The sequence below is a fragment of the Pseudomonadota bacterium genome, assembly GCA_016719885.1.
Lineage (GTDB): Bacteria > Pseudomonadota > Gammaproteobacteria.
This window is the reverse complement of record JADJYF010000019.1, coordinates 63,387-82,485: the sequence shown is the minus strand read 5'-3', so window position 1 is coordinate 82,485 and position 19,099 is coordinate 63,387. Positions and strand designations below refer to the sequence as shown.

The window sequence follows — 19,099 nt, the reverse complement described above, 5'->3', positions numbered from 1 at the left end:
TATCGGGGCCAGCGCGCGCCATCAGTTCAGATCCCGGGCGCCGCGGCACGCAGCACCGCGGTCAGGGCTACTGCTTGGTGCCTTCCGAGAAGTCCTGCAGGCCGCGGGTGGAGGTGGCGTCCGTGGTGTTCGGATCGGCGACGCTGGCGGTGCCCTTCTGGCCCGCGAGTTCTTCGGTCATCACGCCCATCTGGCCACGTATGGTGTCGCCGAACAGGCCGTAGATGGCAATCGCGGCAATCGCGATCAGGGCCACGATGATGATGTACTCGGTCATGCCCTGGCCGAGCTGCTTGAGCTTCAACTTGATCATCTCAGTTCTCCTCCCCCTGTTCGCAAAGTCCCGACACCGGCACCCCGGCGGTTGCCAGCAAGATATACGATGTGTACATGACAGCCAAGATGCTGCGAAACTTTGGCGGGTGGCGCGCGCAATGCGTTTGCCGCGAACCGGCGGGAGACACGCCAACATGATCTCGGGCATCCTGCTCGACGACGTCAGCGAATCGGTGGTGGTCGGTCACGTGCGCCGCACGAGTTCGGCCTTCGAGCGCATGCGCGGCCTGTTGGGGCACGCGCCACTGTTCATCGACCACGGCCTGTGGATAGCCCCCTGCAACAGCGTGCATACCGCCTTCATGCGCTACCCCATCGACGTGGTGTTTCTCGATCGGGCGTTGACCATCGTCTACATCGAAGCGGCGCTGCCACCATGGCGCAGCGCATGGCGCGTGCGTGCGCGCTCGACCCTGGAACTGGCGGCTGGCGGCGCGGCCGCTGCCGAATTGGTGGTGGGACAAAGACTGCGTTGGCATGCCCACGCCTGATGCCGCAACGGTGCATGGTCAGCCCGCCCGCAATTGGCTAACCTTCCCGCCTCGATATTCATCTTCACAGGGGAGTGCATCCATGGCTGGCGTCGGTACCACCAAGGTTTTCGAAAACGACAAGATCATCGTCTGGGAATTCGTGCTGGAGCCGGGCGAGACCACGCCCATGCACACCCATGAGCACGACTACATTTTCTACGTGCTGGACGGCGCGCCGCTGCAGGTGTTCGACGTGGCCGGCAAGGATCTCGGCACGCTGGACGCCAAGACCGGCTCGGTGTTCGTGCTGCGCATGGACGGCGACGACCTGGTCGGTGTGCACGACCCGTCCATCCGTGTGCCGGCCGAACACGCGGCCAAGAACACCGGCACCAGCCGCTATCGTGAAATCCTGGTCGAGACCAAGTAGGCGGGCATGGCGCGCTTCGTGATCGTGCATGGCGCCTGGCATACCGGCGCCGAATTCGAGGCCACCGCCGCGCCGATGCGCGCGGCCGGTCACGACGTGCACCTGCCGACGCTGGCCGGCAATCGAGCGGGCGAGCCCAAGGACATCGGGCTCGAAGCAGCCATCGCCTCGCTCGTCGACTATCTCGATGCCGAGGCGCTCGACGACTTCGTGCTGGTCGGCCACAGCTATGGCGGCATGATCATCACCGCCGTCGCCGACCGTTTGCCGACGCGCGTACGCCGGCTGGTGTACTGGAATGCCTTCGTGCCGCTGGACGGCGAGGCCCTCACCGATCTCGTGCCGCCGCAATACGCGCAGTTGTTCGAAGCGCTGCGCGCGGCCGACGGCGGCACCATGATGCCGTTTCCAATCTGGCGCGAGGCGTTCATGAACGATGCCTCGCTGGCCGAGGCCGAGAGCGCCTATGCGCGCTTGAATCCGCACCCGTGGCGGACGCTGAGCGAGCCCCTGCGCCTGGCTCGCCCTCCGGCCGAACTGCCGATGGGCAAATCGTTTCTCAACGGCACCGAGGACATTGCCCTGCCCCACAGCCACGGCTGGCATCCGCGCCTGTCGGAGCGGCTGGGGCTGTTTCGCCTGGTGCAATGCGCCGGCGGCCATGAACTGTGCTTCACCAATCCCGCGCTGTTGGCGCGCAAGATCATCGAAGCGGGGCGCGACTGATGAGCTACGGTGTGGGCGACGCCTCGTTCCAGGCCGCCGGCGGCGAGGCCGGTCTGCGCAAGCTGGTGGATTTGTTCTACGAGCTCATGGACAGCCGTGAAGTGGCGCGCGTCATCCGCGCCATGCATCCGGCCGATCTCGAGGTCTCGCGCGACAAGCTCGCGACCTTCCTGTGCGGCTGGCTGGGCGGTCCCAAGCTCTACCAGGCGAAATACGGCGGCATCAGCATTCCCGGCGTGCATGCCCATCTCGCCGTCGATGCGGCCGCGCGCGATGCATGGCTCGCCGTCATGGCGGAAGCCGTTGCGGCGCAGGATTGGCAGGAAGATTTCAAGGTGTATCTCATGCGCCAGCTGGCGGTGCCGGCCGAGAGGGTGCGCGTGGTGTGCGAGCACATGCGTCAAACATGAATGTGCGAATGAATCCGCAGCGACAGGAACGCCGGCATGACAACCAAGACCGACAAGCTTGAACTGGCGCGCGCCGCCGGCGCCAACATGTATGCGCGCGATCGCGCCTCGCAGGAGCTCGGCATCAAGCTCCTCGAATGCGCGCCCGGCTACGCGCGCATGGAAATGAAAGTGGAAGACTGGATGCTGCAAGGCCATGACGTGTGTCACGGCGGCCTGCTGTTCGCGCTCGCCGATACCGCCATGGCCTTCGCCAGCAACTCGCACAACGAAGCGCACCTGGCCTTGAATGCCAACATCGACTTCCTGCGCCCCGCGCAGCTCGGTGAAACCCTGATTGCCGAAGCGCGCGAGAGCAACCGCTCGCGCCGCACCGGCATGTACGACGTCAGCATCGTCAACGACGCCGGCAAGGCGGTGTGTCATTTCCGCGGGCGCACCTTCGGCGTGGGCGGCGAAGTGATTCGATAGCTTGTTCGCTGTCATCCCTGTGGGTGCGAATTCATTCGCACCTTAGATTGCACGCGCCAGCCGCCCATTCGGGATTAATGTGCGAATGAATTCGCAGGGTCCTGCCGAGTTCAACGCCGCGCGCCTGCAGCGCGTGGTGTTCGCGCTGGTGTGCGCGGCCTTCCTCAACATCTATATCACGCAGCCCATCCTGTCGGTGCTGGAAGACGAATTCCACGCCTCGCTGCTCGAGGTCTCGTTCAGCGTGTCCGCGGTGTTGCTGGGCGTGGCCTTCGCCAACCTGCCTTTCGGTGCGCTGGCCGACCGTTGGCCGGTGGCGCGCCTGGTGATGCTGGGCGGCGTGGTCATCGCACTGGCGGGCCTGGTGTGCAGCGTCACCGACACGCTCGGCGTGCTGATTGCCGCGCGCTTCGTGCAGGGCGCCTTCATACCGGCACTCACCACCTGCCTGGCCGCCCATCTCGCCCGACAACTGCCCGCCGCGCGCTTGAACGTGGTGATGGGCGCCTACGTCGCCGCCACCGTGTTGGGCGGCATGCTGAGTCGTCTGCTCGGCGGCTTCGTGTTCCCCGCCAGCCATTGGCGCTGGGCCTTCGTCGCCGCTTCGCTGGCGGTGGTGCTGGCGATGATGTTCGCGTGGCGTGAACTGCGCGACGCGCCGCCGCCGGCGCGCGTGCATCGCGACGGCGTGAGTTTCCTCGCGCTGCTGTCGCGACCGGCCTTGTGGTTGTCGTGCCTGTGCGGCGCCGCCGGCCAGGCGGTGTTCGCGCCGGTCTTCAACACCATGCCCTACCGTCTCGCCGAAACGCCGTTCGCGCTCAGCACCGACCAGACATCACTGGTTTACCTCGTCTACCTGGTCGGCATCGTGATGGCGCCGGGCGCCGGACGCCTCGCCAATCGCCACGGCACCGGTCGCACGCTGATGGGCGGCGCGCTGACGCTGGCCGCCGCGCTGCTGCTGTTGATGGCGCCCTCGCTCATCGCCGTGGTGCTGGCGCTGGTACTGGTGTGCGGCGGCTTCTTCACCGTGCATGCGGCGGCGGTGGGCGCACTCAATCGCAAGCTCACGGTCGGCCAGGGCCGCGCCAATGCCCTGTACGTGCTCGGCTACTACGTCGGCGCGTGGTTCGGCATCACCTGGTCAGCATGGGTCTACCAGCACGCGGGCTGGAACGCGGTGATGGGCTGCGCGCTGACGCTGGTGGCGGTGCCGTTGACGGCCGGCATCATCGAACGGCGGAACGAGCGGCGCGGCGCCATGGCCAGCGCGGCCGGTTGACCATCATCAGGCTCGCGCACACCACCAGGCCGCCGAGCAGCACCGATGACGAGGCCTGCTCACCCAGGAACACGCTGGCCGCGATCACACCGAACACCGGTGTGAGGTTGATGTAGATGGCGGTGCCGACCGCGCCAATCTTGAGCATGGCCTGCGAATACCACAGGAAGCCGAGCGCCGATCCGACCAAGCCGAGGAAGAACATCAGGGCCAGCGCCTGGGGCGAGCCGAACACCGCGCGCGTCGCAGCGGGCTCGACGAACAGGAACGGCAACAGCATCGCGAGACCAGCCAGCGCCGCGTAGGTGGTGACGAGCAGCGGCGAATACTCATCGAGCAGCGAACGTCCGAGCAGTGAATACACCGCCCACGCCAGCGCCGACAGGAAGGCGAGGATCTCGCCCGGCCCGATGCCGATAGCGAACAACTGCGACAGGTGACCATCGGTCAACACGTAGGCGGTGCCGACGAAACTCGCGAGCACGCCGAACACCGTCACATGATCGGGCATGCGGCGATAGATGAGCGTGTCGAGGATCACGACCTGGATGGAAATCAGCGCCACCACGATCGACGCGGTGGTGGCGCTGGTGTATTCGAGACCTTTGTACAACAGGCCGTTGTGCAACAGGATGCCGCTCGCGCCCATGCCGGCGAAGCGCCACCAGTGCCGCGCCGGCACGCGCGCGAACTGCTGCGCGGCATGGCAGAACCACACCAGGAACACGCAGGCGACCATGAAGCGCCCGCACACCACCACGAACGGCGCCTTGAATTCCGACAGCACGCGCCCGATGGTGGGCGTCATTCCCCAGAACAGGCAGGCCAGCAGCAGTTTGAAGTGGACGGACACGATGCCGGCGATGATGCAGCATCGCGCCCTGCCCCGCCACTGCGCGAAGGATCAGGCGATGGTCCTGCGCCCCGCCGTGTTGGTGAGCGTGATGTCGGCAAAACGACACGCGCCCGTGCCGCGCTGAAACAGGCTGACCGCGATCAGCCACACGCGCAGCACGCGGTCCGGTTCCGGCGCATTGGCGGTCGGCGCGACCATCGCCTGGTAGTCGGCGAACACGTCGCGCTCTTCGTTGAGCCACTGGCCGAGTTCGCGCGTGCCGCTGCGCACCACCGCGTGGGTCTCGCGCTGATCCCAGTGCGGCAGCGGGCAGCGGAACACCGTGCCGACCGGCAAGCTCACGCTCCACAGGTAGGTGAGATCGAGACCATTGTCGAACTCGACGGCGATGCTCAAGTAGTCGTGGGTCGGCAGGCTGTCTTCCGCCAGCGCCGATGGCAGCGCATCGACACACCAGCGCCAGGCGAGACGCGTGCCGGGCAGCAGCGGCAGTTCGGCGTCGTGCTGCAGGATGGCGGCGTCGGCGGCCGTGCGGCAATCAATGCACGACTCGCCGGCGTGGCGATGATCGCGAAAGCTTTCCGATGGGCCGAGAAACCACAGGTATTGCCAGCCGGCGGGCGTGGCCGGCGCGGTGGCGAAGCGCGCCGTCTCGCTGGCGACGAGTTCATCGGCGATGCCGGCCAGCGCCGCCAGGCCGTCGCGCGCATCGACACCGGCGGCCCAGGCGATGACCAGCACGTCAATGTCGCCCTCGACCTGTTGATAGGCGGCGGCCGGCACCGCGTTGTCGCCGCCGCGGCTGCTCCACTCGCCGGGGAAATAGGCGCCGAGCTGCAAGGCGCCGTCGCACTCGGCGACGAAGCTGTGGCTGTCGCGCGTACCGCGCAGCACCTCGCCCGCGCCGACCCGCGCCCATAGCTGAAAACGCGCCGGCACGCTGACCGCGTGCAGCGCCTTCAAGCGCGTCGCGCCATGGGCGAAGTAGCTGACCGACTGGCCCGCCACCAGCGCGATGCCGGTATCGAGCCACGGCGCCTGGCTGCTGTCGACGCGCAGCCGTCGCCACGCGGCGACCTGCGCCGGCGGGCCCGCGGCCAGGCGCTCGGCGCTGCGCGTGAGATGGTCTGCATGCAAGGGACTGCGGATATCGGCCATGGCGTGACTCCTGTGTGGCGCCGCGAGCGACATGCCCGCCGGGCGTCAGCGCAGACTGGGGCAGGCGCGCGCGCCGCGCCACGGCAGCTTGCCCGACCGGTGGCGGGCAAAATGCCCGCGCTTCGCGGCGCCGACGGCGGCCCGCGGCGCGCTCGTTTACACTGCGGCCATCATCACCCGCGAGCGCCGAGGCGTGCGTCTCACCACCCACCTGCTCATCGTCACCACCGGCTGCGCGCTGCTCGCCTTCGCGCTGGCGATGGCGGTGCTGCTCGGCCTCGAACACCATGCCGCCATGCGTCAGCTGGAGCACATCGCCGACACCGGCGCGCGCATCCTGCGCGGGCAGCTGATGGGCCTCAACGAAGGCGTGACGCTCGATGCGCGCTTTCCCGATTGGAGCGCCTTGAGCGTGGTGACGCGCAGCGATGGCAGTTGCTTCAAGCTCGAACATCCCAATGGCCAACCGTGGCGCAGCGATTGTCGTGGCGGCGGCGCCGACGTCGGCGTGCCGAAGTGGTTTGCCGCCAGCTACAGCGTGCTGTTCGCGCCGGCGCGGCGCGTGACGCGTGAGATTGAGCGCGGTCGCGAACTCCATGCGCGCCTCGCCCTCAGCGTCGACGGTGAAGCGGAGATCGCGCGCAGCTGGCGCGAAAGCCAACGCATGGCGGCCCTCACCGCGGCCGTGGTGTCGATGCTGTGCGTGGTGCTGGCCGGTTTCATGACGCGCGCGCTGCGGCCGCTGCAGGCGGTCGTCGCGCACCTCGAAGCGCTGGCGGCGGGCGCGCGCGAGGCGCGTCTCGGCGCGCAGCGTCACACCGAGATGCAGCGCATCGCCGACGCCTGCGATTCGCTGGCGGCCACGCTCGCGACGCTGGAACAGCAGCGTGCGCACTTGAGTTTGCGCCTGCTCGAAGTGCAGGAGCACGAGCGGCGCCAGCTGGCGCGCGACCTGCACGACGAATTCGGTCAACACCTGACCGCGCTGGCCGCCACCACCGCCGCCTTGAAACGCCGAGTCGGTGATGAGGATGAGACCTTGCGACTGGCGCTGGAACGCGGCGCCGACAGCATCGCGCACCTGCACGCCCTGGTGCGCGACGTGCTGCTGCGTCTGCGGCCACCCGGCATCGATGAACTCGGCCTGTGCGCGGCGGTAGAAGCGCTGGTGGCGGACTGGAATCGCCGCTGCGCCGGCACGCCACGCTTGAGCGCACATTGCGAGCGACGCTTCGACAGCTTGCCGGCGCCGCTGGCGGCCGAGATCCTGCGTATCGTGCAGGAAGCGGTGACCAACGCCGTGCGCCACGCCGACGCGCGTCTCATCGTCGTCACCCTGTCGTGCACGGCGCACGGCTTCGAGGTCGAGATCAGCGACGACGGACGCGGTGTCGGCACCAGCGTCGCGGGCCATGGCCTGACCGGTCTCGCCGAACGCGCCGCCGCCTGCGCCGGCACGCTCACCATCGACCACGTCGCCAGCGGTGGCCTGCGTGTGCGCCTGCACATTCCGGCCGGCCACCTCGAGGCCGCGTCGTGAGCGAAGCAGCGCCGCTGCGCATCATGCTGGTCGACGATCACGCGGTGGTGCGCGCCGGCTACCGCGCACTGCTCGACACCGATGCGCGCTTCGTGGTGGTGGCCGAGACCGGCGACGGCGAGAGCGCCTATGCGCGTGCGCGCGACGGCGACATCGACGTGCTGGTGATGGACTTGAGCATGCCCGGCCAGGGTGGCCTCGCCGCCGCCGCCCATCTCGCCCAGCGCGGCGCGCGACCCCATGTGCTCGTCTTCACCATGCACGCGCACCCGAGTTACGCGGTGCAGGCGCTCACCGCCGGTGCGCTCGGCTACGTCACCAAGTCGAGCCCGCCGGAGACCTTGCTCGAAGCCATCGCCTGCGTGGCGCGCGGCCAGCGCTACCTGTCGGCCGACATCGCGCAGCTGCTGGCCTGGGAGCGCTTCGGCTCGGCCCATGGCCGGCTCGACAGCCTGTCGGTGCGCGAATTCGAAGTGCTGCGCCTGCTGCTCGCCGCGCGCGGCGTCGACGACATCGCGCGCGATCTGCACCTGTCGGTCAAGACCGTGCGCAACCTGCACTACGCCATCAAGCGCAAGCTCGAAGTGCGCGACGACATCGAGCTGGTGCGTCTCGCGCTGCGCCTGGAAGTGGTCGACCTGGTGGATTTTGCCGCGCCAGCGCCGCCGTCGTAGGTAGCAATTCATTGACCCATGGGATGGTTTTCATGGTGTCAGGCTGAAGCCTGACCCACGTGAAGATTGATCTCCTTTGTGGGTCAGGCTTTCAGCCTGACAACCTCGTCATGCGCAGCACTTCGCACCTACAGGGCGCGCGGCGGGCGTGGTAACCTCGCTGCTTGCCACGTCGACATGCCGAGGAGCCCCATGGGCAGCCCATTTCGTTTTTGCCATCCCCGTCTCGTCCCCACGCCCGGAGCGCTGCCGTCATGCTGATGAGCGCCGCCGATTACCGGGAGTCACTGCGCAGCTACCAGCCGCGCGTGTTCGTCGATGGCGACGCCATCGCTTCGGTGGCCGACGAGCCGCGCCTCGCGCCCGGCATCAACGCCATCGGCGTGACCTATGACTACGCGCTCGACCCGGCCCACGCCGCCGTCGCACTCGCGCCCCACGCCTCGCGCGCCGGGCAGGTCAATCGCTTCATCGCCTTGAATCGCGACAGCAACGACCTGCTCGCCAAGCTCGAATTCACGCGCCTCACCTGCCAGGAAACCGGCTGTGCGATGCGTTACCTGTCGATGGACGGCTTGAACGCCGCGTGGCAATTGACGCACCGCCTCGATGACGCGGTAGGCGGTGAATACCACGCGCGCCTGCGCGCCTACCTCGAGCGCGTGCAGAACGAAGACCTGACGGTCGGCATCGCCATGACCGATGCCAAGGGCGATCGCAGCCTGCGTCCCCATGAGCAGGACAACCCCAATGCCTACGTGCACGTGGTCGCACGGCGCGCGGATGGCGTCGTGATCTCGGGCACCAAGGCCATCGTCACCTCTGCGCCCTACGTGCACGAACTGCTGGTGCTGCCGGGGCGGGCCATGACCGCGGCCGATCGCGACTTCGCCATCGCCTGCGCGGTGCCCATCGACGCCAAGGGCCTCACCATCATCGCGCGACCCGCCGGCCGACCGGGCTCCGACAAGGCCATCTTCAGCAACAAGTACGGCCAGACCACCGCGGTGTGCGTGTTCGACCAGGTGTTCGTGCCATGGGACAAGGTGTTCCTGTGCGGCGAGTTCGAACACTCGGAATTCCTCACCAAGAGCTATGCCACCCATCATCGCCACACCTGCATCGCGGCCCGCGCCGGTTTTGGCGATCTCCTGATCGGCGCCGGCGCGATGATGGTCGAGGCCAACGGCCTCGACCTGCTGCGCAACTCGCACCTGCGCGACACCATGGTGGAACTGATCAAGACCGTCGAAGGCTTCTATGCCTGCGGCGTGGCGGCGTCGGTGTATCCGACCGAAGATCCGTCCGGCGTGGTCGAGCCCGAGCCGGTGTTCTCCAACATCGGCAAGCTGCTGCTGGCGACGCAGATCTACGACATGCATCGCCTCGCCCACGAGGTGTCGGGCGGTCTCATCGTCGCGCTGCCCGGGCCTGATGAAGACCACAATCCGGAAACGCGCGCCATGCTCAGCGACGTGCTGCGCGGTCGCGCCGACATTCCCTATGAGAAACGCGCGCAGGTCGCGCGTTTCATCGAAGACCTGACCGCGTCGGATGCGGCCGGCTGGATGTCGCTGATCAGCCTGCACGGCGGCGGTTCGCCGGCGGCCATGAAGGCGGAGATCTTCCGGCGTTACCCGGTCGACGACAGGAAGAAACTCGTCACCCGCCTCATGGAGCGCGGGGTGTTGAGCAAGGACAAGTCAGACTGCGCGCAGCCCGGGCAGTGTTGTGACGAGGGATGCAAGTAGGCGGCAACAATGACCTTGTGGGTCAGACTTCAGTCTGACACCCCGGGGCGCTGGGCAAAATGTCAGACTGAAGTCTGACCCACAATGATCGAATCGACAGATGCCTGGATTCGACGGGGAGTAAGCATGACCAAGGTAGCATTCGTCACCGGCGGTGCGAGCGGCATTGGCGCCGCCACCGCGCGCCTGTTCGCGCAACGGGACTACTTCGTCTACATCGGCGATGTGCAGGGCGACAAGGGTCGCGAGCTGGCCCACGAGCTCGGCGCGGCTGAATTCATCGATTTGAACGTGCGCGAGGAAGCGCAGTTCGAGCGCGCCTTCGCGCGCATCATGGAACGCCATGCTCGGCTCGACGCGATGGTCAACAACGCCGCCATCGTCGGCGTGATGGGCCCCATCGCCAGCCTGCCGCTCGAACAGTACGACTATTCGCAGGAAATCATCCAGCGCAGCGTGGTGCTCGGCACCAAGCATGCGGCGCGCATCATGCAAGCGCAAAAATCCGGCAGCATCGTCAATGTCGCGAGCGTGGCCGGTCTCACCGGCGGCTATTCGCCGCACGTGTACGCGGCGTGCAAGGCGGCGGTGGTGAATTTCACGCAGTCGGTCGCGTTGGAACTCGCCGAGGACGGCGTGCGCATCAACGCGGTGTGCCCGGGCAACATCGCCACCCCCATCCATACCGGCGTGAAGGACGCGCGCTGGCTCGAGCGCATCGCCAAGATCCGTGAAGGGGCGGTCGACGATCAACCCATGCCGCGCATGGGCGAGCCGGAGGAAATCGGCGAGGCGGTGGTGTGGCTGGCGAGCGACGCGGCGAGCTATGTCACCGGCCACGCGCTGGTGGTGGACGGCGGCCTCATGGCGGGCCGCATGTGGCGCAAGCAACCGCCCTTCATCCGCGAACTGCATCCGGCTCGGGTTTGAATACCAAGCCGCGTTTCGGCGTCTGCCTGCTGCCCACCGACCAGACGCTGCCGCCCCCGGCGCTGGCGCGGGCCGTCGAGGAGCGTGGCTTCGACATGCTGTTCTTCGCCGAGAACAGCCACGTACCGGTCAAGCATCGCAAGAACAGCTACCACCGCAGCGACATCGTCGAGCCGTTCGCGCGCATGCACGATTCGATCACGGCGCTGGCCGCCTGCGCCGCCGTCACCGAGCGCATCCAGCTCGGCACCGGCGTATGCCTGCTGACCGAGCGCGATCCGCTCATCACCGCCAAGGCCATCGCCACGCTCGACCACCTGTCGGGCGGCCGCGTGCTGTTCGGCATCGCCGGCGGCTGGATCAAGGAAGCCATCGAACATCACGGCTGTGCGTTCAAGGAACGCTGGGCCGTGGTGCGCGAACGCGCGCTGGCCATTCGCACCTTGTGGCGCAACGACCCGGCCGAGTTCCACGGCGACTACGTCAACTTCGACGCGGCGTGGTCGCAGCCCAAACCCTTGCAAGCCGGCGGACCACCCATCTACATCGGTTCCAATTCCGACGCGGTGCCGGCGCGTGTCGCCGATTACGCCGACGGCTGGATGCCGATCTACGACCGCTACGCCGGCGACCCGCTCACCGATCTCAAGTCCGCCTGTGATGCCGCCGGTCGCGATTACACCGAGATGACGGTATTGCTGTTCGGCGCGCCGATCGATGCGAAGGTGCTGGAGGATTTCATCGCGCGGGGCTGCGATGGCTTCGTGTTCCTGGTGCCGCCGACGCGCCAGCACGAGGTGCCGGTGGTGCTGGACGAGCTGGCGAGTCTGCGCGCGACGCTCGGCGTCTAGACCAGCGTAGAGCCGTCGTGCTCAGACGCCGCCGCGACACTGGCGGCAATGCCCTCGTCCCCCGCCGCCGCCCACGCACGCACCGTCATGGGTTGGAAGCAGATCAGGGTCGGCTCGCCCATGAACAAGGGCGTCGTTCGATACTGCGGGTACTTGTCGAGCAATGCCTCGACCGCCGCCTGCCAGTCGCGATGGTGGCCCACCGCGATACTGGCCATCGCCGCCATGCGTATCCACCACAGCTGTCGCCAATCGTCGTCGTAGCGATCGACCACCAGTGCCACGCGCGGGTGGGCTTCGATGTGACGCAGGCGCGCGAGGCGTGCATGACTCTTGGGTTTGCCGTCCACCGGTGAAAACAACGTGGTGCCGACGCGCGCGAATACTATCGGCATGACTTCGGGTGCACCGTCGTCGTCCAGCACCGCCAGGCGCGCCACCGGCTCGACGTCCAACACGCGCGCAAGCAACGCCGGTGCCAGCGTCGTCACGCGCCGCGCATCCTGCTAGACCGCCTCGAAACCGTTGGCGAAGGTGCCGCTGGCGCGCTTGCGCGGCGCATCGCCACCGACGTCGTCGCCGGCGGTGGTGACCTTGCGCAAGACCGCGAGATAACCGCGCTCGGTTTCAATCTTGTCGCCATGCCCGTTGTCGATGAGATAACGGCGCAGCAGCGCGAGCCGATAGCACGGCACCCACATCAGCAGATGATGCTCGAGGTGCAGGTTGACCCAGTAGGGCGCCACCAGCGCACGCTCGAGAACGTTGGCGAGCGTGGTTCGCGCGTTGCCGAACATGTCGTCCGGCGCGCGCACCACCGCGTGCTCGGCGATATTGCGTACCCGCAGCACGAGTTGCTGCCAGGTCAGCAAGGGCAGCAACCACAGCGCCAGGTACAGACCGCCGTGGCCGGCCCGATGGGCGAGCCACGCCATCGCGAGATTGGTGACGGTCTGCGGGCCCAGCGCCCGCCAGTAATGGCGCATGCGTTGCGCGATGGACAGCCCCGGCGGCCCCCACGCCTGCAGGAGCTGCGCGCGCCGCTGTGAATATCCGGTTTTGCCCAACAGGTCGCGCGTGAGCTTGCGCCTCAAGCTGGCGCGGCTGATCGGGTAATAGCCGGTCAGGATGATGTCGGGATCATCGCTCTGCTGCGTGCGGGTGTGATGCTTCAGGTGATAGGTGCGGTAGACATCGGTGTCGGCGAAGGTCGGCCACGCGCAGAACAGCTGGGCCAGCAGTCGATTCAACCACGGCGTGCGACACAGGGAACCGTGCGCGCCGTCGTGCATGAGGATCAGCAGACCGAGTTGGCGGCTGCCGATCAGGATCACCGCGAGCGCGAAGGTCAAGACGTTGGGCCACCACACGAACAAGGCGGCCGCGCCGATGATGACGACCCAGGCATGTCCCACCAGCGCCAGTCCCCAGGCATCGGAGCGCGTGCGCACGGCCTCGAGTTGGGCGGGTTCGAGCAGGCTGGCGGCGGACGGACTGTTACGCATGGCGGCGAATATCGGCGACTTGCTTGCAGTGTACAACCGGCACGCGGAGCCCGCGAGTTGCGCGGCTCGAAAGTGGCATTCGCCACGTGCCAGGCGAAAAAAATCTCCAGTCGTGCCGCGTCCGTGAGACCGTGCGCCACTCCTCGTGCGCGAGCGGGTCATGTGACGGGCGCCGGCATGTCGACGCACACACGAACGACAGGCGCGATGGCGGCACGCGATCGCGTCACCAAGGTGGCAAAACCCACAGCCCGCGCGTGCATGGCGGCCGCTATCGGCATGCAAGTGGGGATTCTCACAGCGTCTGGCGCGTGCCCGGTCCACGCTGACCATGACGCTCACATCTCGCCTCCCGGGCCAGCGATGGGCGCCACACCAATCTCAGAAACCAAGGAGAATACGATGCGTAATCCCACCATCGCTCACAAACCGCTGGCGCGTTTGGCGCTGGCCGCATTGCTCGGTACCGGTTCCATCGCCAGCCAGGCGGCCTGCACCCAGGCTGACCTGGCGGGCACCTGGATGGTGAGCGGTCTGTCGACCGTCACCTATGATGTGGTCAACCACGAGCAGGCGTCCTTCACCACCTTCTGCCGAGTGAAGGTCGACAAGAAGGGCGTCTTCACCAAGTCGACGACGAACTGCACCTCGTCGGTGGGTCCGAGCAACATCTCGGGCGTCATGAAGATCTCCGGCAAGTCCTGCACCGTCAGGGCGTTCTCCATGAAGGTGCACGCCGCCGGTCAGCCGGACCTGACCTTCACCGTGGACTCGATGGCGCTGGACAGGGGCAAGACCACCTTTACCGCCACCGGCAACAAGAATTCCGCCACCACCGGCATGGCGCAGTTCATCTGGCAGGGGGTGAAGCAGTAGCACTCCTCCCTCGCGCTCGGCGACCGTCCCTCCTCTGCGGTCGCCGAGCGCTCTTTTTCCGCATCAGCGACGGTGGCGACGGCCGTGCATGTCGTGCAGCTTGTCGCGCTGCGCGGGTGTCAACAGTTTGCGCAACTCGAAACCGCCGCGCGCGTGGATCACCGCCAGTTCGGTCATGGCCGCTACGCCCTGCGCGGCCTGCTGGCGTACCGCGTTCTCGTCGAAGCTGTCGCTCTCACTCAGCGCGCGCATGGCCTTGTGCTGCGCCATCAGCGTACGCACGTAGGGCCGCGCCTGTTTGCGTGTCTCGTCCATCAGTTGCTCGACTGCATCGCGCTGCGCGTCGGTCAGCTCGAGTTCGCTGGCAAGGCGCTCGGTCGAGAACAGGTCGTCGCCGAACGGGCCGCGAGGCCCGCCGCCGGCGCCGGCCCAGGCCGACACACCGAAGCCGAGCACGCCGACAATGCACAGGACCAGCAACAGGGGTTGGCGAAGTGTGGGGGTTTTCATGTCGTACTCCTCGTTGAGTGATGGGCTGGCGGCGCCCGGCATGGCCGCGGCCGCCGGCCGCGTGGTTGTGGACGCGAAGAGTGTCCGCGCGCATCGCGCAGTAAAGATGAAGGCGCTCGTCACGCTTTTCGGCGACATCGTGCAGGGATCGTGGAGAACCGCGCCAGAGTGTGCAGAATGCTTGCCGAGCGCGAGGCAGGTGACGCACCATCATCGACTACACCATGCGACTCAAACTCTTTCACAAGCTGTTCCTGGTACTGGTCGGCACCAGCGTGCTGAGCCTGGTGTTGTTCGCAAGCTTTGCCCACTGGTATGCCCAGCGCAGCTTCCTGCGGTATCTCAACGATGAGCGCGAAGCGCGCCTGGCGGTGCTCAGCGAGCAACTGTTGGCCGTTCATGCGCGCGACGGTGACTGGCATGCGCTGCGCGATGACCCGCGTGCATGGCGGCAATTGCTGCGCGAAGCCATACGCGCGCCGCGGCAAACTGAAGACAGGCCACCGCCGCCCGATGAACTCGGCGGCGAACGTCCGCCGCCGCGGCACGATCTGTCGCCGTTCCACGCGCATCGTGGCCCGCCGCCGCACGGCGCGCGGGACGGCAAACCACGGCCGCTGTTCGGCGCCGGGCCGCACGTCGACGCGACGCTCTACGATACCGATTACAAGATCATCGCCGGCCCACTGCCTTATCGTCGCGACCTGCGCCTGCATGCCGTCAGCCGGGACGGTCGCACGCTCGCCTATGTCGGTGTGCCGCCGCTGCGCAATCCGGCCGACGCACGCGACGTGCGCTTCGCCAGGCGCCTGGCGCGCATGGTGCTGGGCGGCGCGCTGGTGGCGGGGGTGTTGTCGCTGCTGGTGGCGGCGTGGCTCGCGCGCCGCCAGTCGCGTCCCATCATCGAACTCGGCGCCGGCGCACGTGCGCTGGCGTCCGGCCACTTCGGCACGCGCCTCGCGCCACAAGGCAGCGACGAGATTGGCGCGCTGGTCGATGACTTCAACGTGCTGGCGCGTACCCTCGAAGACAACGAGTCGGCGCGCCGGCGCTGGTTCGCCGACGTATCCCATGAGCTGCGCACACCGCTCGCGATCATGCGCGGCGAACTCGAAGCCGCCAGCGATGGCATACGCCCCATCAACGCCGCACTGGTGGAATCCCTCGGCCAGGAAACGGCGCGACTCGCGCACCTGGTTGACGATCTCTACCAGCTGGCCCGCGCCGACATCGGCGCGCTCGACTACGAATTCGCGCGTGCCTCGCTCGGCGCACTGCTGACCGAGTCCATCAGCCACTTCGCGCGTCGCTGGCAACAGTCCGGTATTCATTACGACTACGACATCGACGCCGACCTGTGCGCCCATGTCGACAGTCGCCGAATCCTGCAGCTGTTCGAAAACCTGTTCGAGAATTCGACGCGCTACACCGACGCGCCGGGCCATTTGGAAATCACCGCGCGGCGTGTGAATGGCGCTGCGCAGCTGATCATCGCCGACAGCGGTCCGGGCGTGGCGGACGACGAACTCGGCCAGCTATTCGAACCGCTCTACCGCGCCGAGAAATCCCGCGGCCGCGCGCACGGCGGCTCGGGCCTCGGGCTCGCCATCTGCAAGCGCATCGTCGCGGCGCATGGCGGACACATCGAAGCCAGACGGTCGGCCCTCGGTGGCGTGGCCATCCACGTTCAACTGCCGCTGGTGCAATGATGGACGCTCCCATGCAAGCCCATATCCTGGTCGCCGAAGACGAACCGAAGATTTCCGCCCTGGTCAGCGATTACCTCCGCGCCGCCGGCATGCAGGTCAGCGTGGTCAGCGACGGCGCGGAGGTATTGCCGGCGGTGGCGCGACTCGCGCCGGCGGCCTTGGTGCTGGACGTGATGCTGCCGCATCGCGACGGCATGAGCATCTGTCGTGAACTGCGTCAGACCAGCACGCTGCCGGTGATCATGCTGACCGCGCGCGCCGAGGAGATCGATCGCCTGCTGGGCCTGGAGCTCGGCGCCGATGACTACCTGTGCAAGCCCTTCAGTCCGCGTGAATTGGTGGCGCGGGTCAAGGCGGTGTTACGCCGCAGCACACCCCACGCCGCGCCGAGTGCCGGCCCGCCGCGCTTCGAAGTGGACGAACATCGCATGCGCGCCAGCATCAATGGCCAGCGCCTCGACCTGACACCGGTCGAATACCGCTTGCTGGCAACGCTGCTGCGCCATCCGGGCCGCGTCTATCGACGCGACGAGCTGCTCGATCTCGTGTACGACGACTATCGCGAGATCTCCGACCGCACCATCGACAGTCACGTCAAGAACCTGCGCCGCAAGATTGAAGCACTGCTACCCGGACGAGCGGTGATCCACGCGGTCTATGGCATCGGTTACCGGCTCGAGATCGACTGAATCCGCGCGCCGCACGGGCCGGCACGGCGGCTTCCCAAGCATGGCCTGAACCACGACAATACCGGCGGTTCACCGACAACACCGCTGGTCATGCTCGCCGTCATTTCGCCCGCCAAAACGCTCGATTTCACCTGCCCCGCGTGGAGCGCCAAGGCCACCGAACCCGAGTTCATGGCCGAGGCCGAGGCGCTCGCCGTGCTGATGGCGCGCAAGAAACCGGCACAGTTGAAATCCTTGATGTCCGTCAGTGACGAATTGGCGGCGCTCAACCATGAGCGCTTCCAGGACTGGTCCGCCACGCCGTCAGCGGACGCCGTGCGCCCGGCGCTGTTCGCGTTTCGCGGCGATGTCTACCAGGGCCTCGATGCCGACACGTTGAAAGCGCGCGACGTCGAGCATGCGCAATCGCACCTGCGCATCCTGTCGGGGCTTTATGGCCTGTTGCGGCCGCTGGACAACATCCAGCCCTATCGTCTGGAAATGGGCACGCGGCTCAGGAACCCCGCCGGCGGCAATCTCTATGCTTACTGGGCAGAGCGGCCTGCGCGCGCACTGGCAGCCCAGGCCCGCAGCGTGCGCTCGCGGGTGCTGGTCAATCTCGCCTCGCAGGAATATTTCCGGGCGGTCGATGAACGGGCGCTGGGCCTGACCGTCATCACCCCGGTGTTCAAGGACTGGTCGCGCGGCGAATACCGCGTGCTGAGTTTTTTCGCCAAGCGCGCGCGCGGCATGATGGTGCGCTACATTCTGGAGCGACGCTGTCGCAAGCCTGCCGAGCTGCTGGATTTCGACAGCGCCGGCTACGCCTACGACGAAGCGCGCTCGACACCGCAAGCGCCGGTGTTCCTGCGCCGCGCCGCGGACAGCTCGTGAGCGCGATGGGCGGTGCGGCGATTCTTTATCCGCGGCAGCGCACGGCGCGCCGGCGCGCTAGGTCTATTTCATTCACTTTTGCCTGGAGATAAGCGATGTTCGTTCGACTGATCGTGTTGATGGCCGCCCTCGTCTGCGGCGCGGTGCATGCCGCCGACAAAGGCGCCAATCCGCGCGTGGTGCTGGAAACCTCGGAAGGCAGCATTACCATCGAGTTGGCAGCCAAGGAAGCGCCGGTCTCGGTGGCCAATTTTCTCGACTACGTGAAAGCCGGCTTCTACAACGGCACGGTGTTCCACCGCGTGATCCCCAATTTCATGATCCAGGGCGGCGGCTTCACACCCACCCTCGAACAGAAGGAGACGCACGGCACGATCAAGAACGAAGCCGCCAACGGTCTCAAGAACGAGCGTGGCACGCTGGCCATGGCGCGCCGCGCCGAGCCCGACAGCGCCACCGCGCAGTTCTTCATCAATCTCACCGCCAATGACTTCCTCGATCACCAGGGCGAGGCGCCTGCCGCCTTCGGCTACGCGGTGTTCGGCCGAGTCACCGAGGGCATGGACGTGGTCGACAAGATCGCGGCCACCACCACCACCAGCGTCGGGCCGATGTCGGACGTGCCGGCCCAGCCCATCGTCATCAAGAGCGCGACCCTGCTCGCGCCCTAAGCCACGGAGCCATCGACCATGCCTTACATGATCCGCACCACCGACAAGCCCGACGTCGCCGAACTGCGCGCCGCGACACGCGACGCCCACCTGGTCTACCTGCGCGCCCATACCGCACGCATACTCGCCGCCGGCGGCTTCCTGAACGACGACGGCAGCGTCGGCAAGGGCGGCATGATCATCCTCGACACCGACGAGCGCGCCGAGGCCGAAAAGCTCATCGCCAACGACCCTTTCACGCTGGCCGGCGTGTTCGAGAAGGTCGAGATTCAACGCTGGCGCAAGGTGTTCTTCGACGGCGTCGATCTCAGCCTGTGATTTTCCATGCGTCGCGCTGCCAGCGTGGCGCATTCATTTCCAGCGCGCCGCGCGCCCGAT

23 protein-coding genes are annotated in these 19,099 nt (G+C 67.0%); 17 read left to right on the top strand and 6 right to left on the bottom strand.

Going from position 1 to position 19,099, the window contains the following annotated elements:
• Positions 1–67: 67 nt before the first annotated feature.
• Positions 68–313, bottom strand: coding sequence for a hypothetical protein (locus IPM80_19005; protein ID MBK8960443.1), 246 nt, complete (start codon positions 311–313; stop codon positions 68–70).
• Between the two features lie 157 nt (positions 314–470).
• On the opposite strand from IPM80_19005, the gene IPM80_19000 reads away from it, so the two are divergent.
• The 6 genes from IPM80_19000 to IPM80_18975 all read left to right on the top strand — a co-directional run bounded on the left by IPM80_19000 (position 471) and on the right by IPM80_18975 (position 4,128).
• Complete coding sequence (locus tag IPM80_19000) at positions 471–827, top strand: DUF192 domain-containing protein (GenBank protein ID MBK8960442.1); 357 nt, start codon at positions 471–473, stop codon at positions 825–827.
• Positions 828–909: 82 nt separating this feature from the next.
• Complete coding sequence (locus IPM80_18995; protein MBK8960441.1) at positions 910–1,239, top strand: hypothetical protein; 330 nt, start codon at positions 910–912, stop codon at positions 1,237–1,239.
• 6 nt (positions 1,240–1,245) lie between these two features.
• Positions 1,246–1,965: an alpha/beta hydrolase gene (locus IPM80_18990; GenBank protein MBK8960440.1), complete on the top strand. Its 720-nt coding sequence runs from the start codon at positions 1,246–1,248 to the stop codon at positions 1,963–1,965.
• On the top strand, positions 1,965–2,375 hold the full coding sequence (locus IPM80_18985; GenBank protein MBK8960439.1) for a group II truncated hemoglobin: 411 nt from the start codon (positions 1,965–1,967) through the stop codon (positions 2,373–2,375). Before IPM80_18990 ends, IPM80_18985 begins: the two co-directional genes overlap by 1 nt.
• A gap of 36 nt (positions 2,376–2,411) precedes the next feature.
• Positions 2,412–2,846: a hydroxyphenylacetyl-CoA thioesterase PaaI gene (gene paaI / locus IPM80_18980; protein ID MBK8960438.1), complete on the top strand. Its 435-nt coding sequence runs from the start codon at positions 2,412–2,414 to the stop codon at positions 2,844–2,846.
• 85 nt (positions 2,847–2,931) lie between these two features.
• Positions 2,932–4,128 carry an MFS transporter gene (locus tag IPM80_18975; protein MBK8960437.1) on the top strand — a complete coding sequence of 399 codons (1,197 nt, stop codon included), beginning with the start codon at positions 2,932–2,934 and terminating at the stop codon, positions 4,126–4,128.
• On the opposite strand, the gene IPM80_18970 is transcribed toward IPM80_18975, so the two are convergent.
• Together IPM80_18970 and IPM80_18965 are read right to left on the bottom strand one after the other, a co-directional pair.
• Positions 4,076–4,981, bottom strand: a complete 906-nt coding sequence (locus IPM80_18970) for a DMT family transporter (protein ID MBK8960436.1) — start codon at positions 4,979–4,981, stop codon at positions 4,076–4,078. The genes IPM80_18975 and IPM80_18970 overlap by 53 nt on opposite strands.
• 51 nt (positions 4,982–5,032) lie before the next feature.
• A complete protein-coding gene (locus tag IPM80_18965; protein MBK8960435.1) occupies positions 5,033–6,142 on the bottom strand; it encodes a DUF3047 domain-containing protein in 1,110 nt (369 codons plus the stop codon).
• 193 nt (positions 6,143–6,335) lie between these two features.
• Here IPM80_18965 and IPM80_18960 point away from each other — a divergent pair, with 193 nt between their 5' ends.
• The 5 genes from IPM80_18960 to IPM80_18940 all read left to right on the top strand — a co-directional run bounded on the left by IPM80_18960 (position 6,336) and on the right by IPM80_18940 (position 11,888).
• A complete protein-coding gene (locus IPM80_18960; GenBank protein ID MBK8960434.1) occupies positions 6,336–7,682 on the top strand; it encodes an ATP-binding protein in 1,347 nt (448 codons plus the stop codon).
• A gap of 23 nt (positions 7,683–7,705) precedes the next feature.
• Complete coding sequence (locus tag IPM80_18955) at positions 7,706–8,356, top strand: response regulator transcription factor (GenBank protein MBK8960433.1); 651 nt, start codon at positions 7,706–7,708, stop codon at positions 8,354–8,356.
• A 254-nt stretch (positions 8,357–8,610) separates the two neighbouring features.
• Positions 8,611–10,107, top strand: a complete 1,497-nt coding sequence (locus IPM80_18950; protein ID MBK8960432.1) for a 4-hydroxyphenylacetate 3-hydroxylase — start codon at positions 8,611–8,613, stop codon at positions 10,105–10,107.
• Positions 10,108–10,233: 126 nt separating this feature from the next.
• Positions 10,234–11,037, top strand: coding sequence for an SDR family oxidoreductase (locus IPM80_18945; protein ID MBK8960431.1), 804 nt, complete (start codon positions 10,234–10,236; stop codon positions 11,035–11,037).
• Positions 11,034–11,888, top strand: a complete 855-nt coding sequence (locus IPM80_18940) for a TIGR03619 family F420-dependent LLM class oxidoreductase (protein ID MBK8960430.1) — start codon at positions 11,034–11,036, stop codon at positions 11,886–11,888. The genes IPM80_18945 and IPM80_18940 overlap by 4 nt, the downstream gene beginning before the upstream one ends.
• On the opposite strand, the gene IPM80_18935 is transcribed toward IPM80_18940, so the two are convergent.
• Both IPM80_18935 and IPM80_18930 read right to left on the bottom strand, forming a co-directional pair.
• Positions 11,885–12,379, bottom strand: a complete 495-nt coding sequence (locus tag IPM80_18935) for a pyridoxamine 5'-phosphate oxidase family protein (GenBank protein MBK8960429.1) — start codon at positions 12,377–12,379, stop codon at positions 11,885–11,887. The two genes, IPM80_18940 and IPM80_18935, sit on opposite strands and share 4 nt — an antisense overlap.
• Positions 12,380–12,394: 15 nt before the next feature.
• Positions 12,395–13,393 (bottom strand): fatty acid desaturase family protein, encoded by a 999-nt coding sequence (locus IPM80_18930; protein MBK8960428.1) that lies wholly within the window; start codon positions 13,391–13,393, stop codon positions 12,395–12,397.
• Positions 13,394–13,795: 402 nt separating this feature from the next.
• Between IPM80_18930 and IPM80_18925 the strand changes: the two genes are divergently transcribed.
• Entirely contained in the window at positions 13,796–14,269 is a 474-nt protein-coding gene (locus IPM80_18925) for a hypothetical protein (GenBank protein ID MBK8960427.1), read from the top strand.
• A 63-nt stretch (positions 14,270–14,332) separates the two neighbouring features.
• Here the strand turns inward: IPM80_18925 and IPM80_18920 are convergent, their stop codons facing one another.
• The gene (locus tag IPM80_18920) at positions 14,333–14,779 is read right to left on the bottom strand and encodes a Spy/CpxP family protein refolding chaperone (protein ID MBK8960426.1); all 447 of its coding nucleotides are present in this window, start codon (positions 14,777–14,779) and stop codon (positions 14,333–14,335) included.
• A gap of 224 nt (positions 14,780–15,003) precedes the next feature.
• Between IPM80_18920 and IPM80_18915 the strand changes: the two genes are divergently transcribed.
• From IPM80_18915 to IPM80_18895, 5 genes are all read left to right on the top strand, one after another.
• On the top strand, positions 15,004–16,488 hold the full coding sequence (locus IPM80_18915; protein MBK8960425.1) for a HAMP domain-containing protein: 1,485 nt from the start codon (positions 15,004–15,006) through the stop codon (positions 16,486–16,488).
• Positions 16,488–17,177: a response regulator gene (locus tag IPM80_18910; GenBank protein MBK8960424.1), complete on the top strand. Its 690-nt coding sequence runs from the start codon at positions 16,488–16,490 to the stop codon at positions 17,175–17,177. Before IPM80_18915 ends, IPM80_18910 begins: the two co-directional genes overlap by 1 nt.
• Positions 17,178–17,267: 90 nt before the next feature.
• Positions 17,268–18,050 (top strand): peroxide stress protein YaaA, encoded by a 783-nt coding sequence (gene yaaA, locus IPM80_18905; protein MBK8960423.1) that lies wholly within the window; start codon positions 17,268–17,270, stop codon positions 18,048–18,050.
• Between the two features lie 95 nt (positions 18,051–18,145).
• On the top strand, positions 18,146–18,721 hold the full coding sequence (locus IPM80_18900) for a peptidyl-prolyl cis-trans isomerase (GenBank protein MBK8960422.1): 576 nt from the start codon (positions 18,146–18,148) through the stop codon (positions 18,719–18,721).
• A gap of 18 nt (positions 18,722–18,739) precedes the next feature.
• On the top strand, positions 18,740–19,039 hold the full coding sequence (locus tag IPM80_18895; GenBank protein ID MBK8960421.1) for a YciI family protein: 300 nt from the start codon (positions 18,740–18,742) through the stop codon (positions 19,037–19,039).
• Positions 19,040–19,099 lie beyond the last annotated feature (60 nt).

Coding starts and splice junctions, on each gene's coding strand:
- IPM80_19005 (MBK8960443.1), bottom strand. CDS start 313: ATGATCAAGTTGAAGCTCAAGCAGCTCGGCCAGGGCATGACCGAGTAC.
- IPM80_19000 (MBK8960442.1), top strand. CDS start 471: ATGATCTCGGGCATCCTGCTCGACGACGTCAGCGAATCGGTGGTGGTC.
- IPM80_18995 (MBK8960441.1), top strand. CDS start 910: ATGGCTGGCGTCGGTACCACCAAGGTTTTCGAAAACGACAAGATCATC.
- IPM80_18990 (MBK8960440.1), top strand. CDS start 1,246: ATGGCGCGCTTCGTGATCGTGCATGGCGCCTGGCATACCGGCGCCGAA.
- IPM80_18985 (MBK8960439.1), top strand. CDS start 1,965: ATGAGCTACGGTGTGGGCGACGCCTCGTTCCAGGCCGCCGGCGGCGAG.
- paaI (MBK8960438.1), top strand. CDS start 2,412: ATGACAACCAAGACCGACAAGCTTGAACTGGCGCGCGCCGCCGGCGCC.
- IPM80_18975 (MBK8960437.1), top strand. CDS start 2,932: ATGAATTCGCAGGGTCCTGCCGAGTTCAACGCCGCGCGCCTGCAGCGC.
- IPM80_18965 (MBK8960435.1), bottom strand. CDS start 6,142: ATGGCCGATATCCGCAGTCCCTTGCATGCAGACCATCTCACGCGCAGC.
- IPM80_18955 (MBK8960433.1), top strand. CDS start 7,706: ATGCTGGTCGACGATCACGCGGTGGTGCGCGCCGGCTACCGCGCACTG.
- IPM80_18950 (MBK8960432.1), top strand. CDS start 8,611: ATGCTGATGAGCGCCGCCGATTACCGGGAGTCACTGCGCAGCTACCAG.
- IPM80_18945 (MBK8960431.1), top strand. CDS start 10,234: ATGACCAAGGTAGCATTCGTCACCGGCGGTGCGAGCGGCATTGGCGCC.
- IPM80_18930 (MBK8960428.1), bottom strand. CDS start 13,393: ATGCGTAACAGTCCGTCCGCCGCCAGCCTGCTCGAACCCGCCCAACTC.
- IPM80_18925 (MBK8960427.1), top strand. CDS start 13,796: ATGCGTAATCCCACCATCGCTCACAAACCGCTGGCGCGTTTGGCGCTG.
- IPM80_18920 (MBK8960426.1), bottom strand. CDS start 14,779: ATGAAAACCCCCACACTTCGCCAACCCCTGTTGCTGGTCCTGTGCATT.
- IPM80_18915 (MBK8960425.1), top strand. CDS start 15,004: ATGCGACTCAAACTCTTTCACAAGCTGTTCCTGGTACTGGTCGGCACC.
- IPM80_18910 (MBK8960424.1), top strand. CDS start 16,488: ATGGACGCTCCCATGCAAGCCCATATCCTGGTCGCCGAAGACGAACCG.
- yaaA (MBK8960423.1), top strand. CDS start 17,268: ATGCTCGCCGTCATTTCGCCCGCCAAAACGCTCGATTTCACCTGCCCC.
- IPM80_18900 (MBK8960422.1), top strand. CDS start 18,146: ATGTTCGTTCGACTGATCGTGTTGATGGCCGCCCTCGTCTGCGGCGCG.
- IPM80_18895 (MBK8960421.1), top strand. CDS start 18,740: ATGCCTTACATGATCCGCACCACCGACAAGCCCGACGTCGCCGAACTG.